This window comes from Leifsonia sp. KNZ12-8B (genome assembly GCF_056755495.1).
The window spans coordinates 1-560 of sequence record NZ_JBPGXM010000258.1; the positions used below are offsets into that span (position 1 = coordinate 1).

Consider the following 560-nt stretch of genomic DNA (forward strand, 5'->3'; position numbering starts at 1 on the left):
ATAAGAGACAGCTTCATCTCCGAGATCGCGCCCGACAACGCTGGCAGCGACAACTTCGAGTACATCGAGGTGCAGAACACCACCTCCACCCCGATCGACCTCGCGGCCGAGGGCATCGTCGTGCAGTACGCGGCGAGCAGCCCCAAGGCGCTCACCACGAGCGCTGGCGCGGTCGTGCCGGCGGACGGCGTGCTCGTCATGCGCATCGACTACACGGTCGCGGGAGGCGTCGACGTGTCCGCGCACCCCGACGAGGAGTTCCGCTCCTACTGGGCGGGCGTGACGGGCACCCCCGACAACGGCTACCCGATCGTGCACCTCACCGGGCAGGACGGCATCGCCAACGCGGGCAACCGCACGTTCCTCCTCGCCGACTCCTCCGGCACGGTCCTCGCCTCCTCGCTGCTTCCGACGCGGACCGCGACCGCGGACAAGGTCGCCCAGTTCACCAACCCGGCCACGGGGACGACCGCCACGCTGATCGCCGACCTCGCCGCGCCGACCCCCGGCGTCGGCAGCGCGGTGACGCCCGTGACACCGACCGACCCCACGGACCCCAC

1 pseudogene is annotated in these 560 nt (G+C 70.9%); it reads left to right on the plus strand.

Features of this window, described 5'->3' with window-relative positions:
* A pseudogene (locus ACR9ZG_RS18930) lies at positions 1-560 on the plus strand (hypothetical protein); the annotation flags it as partial.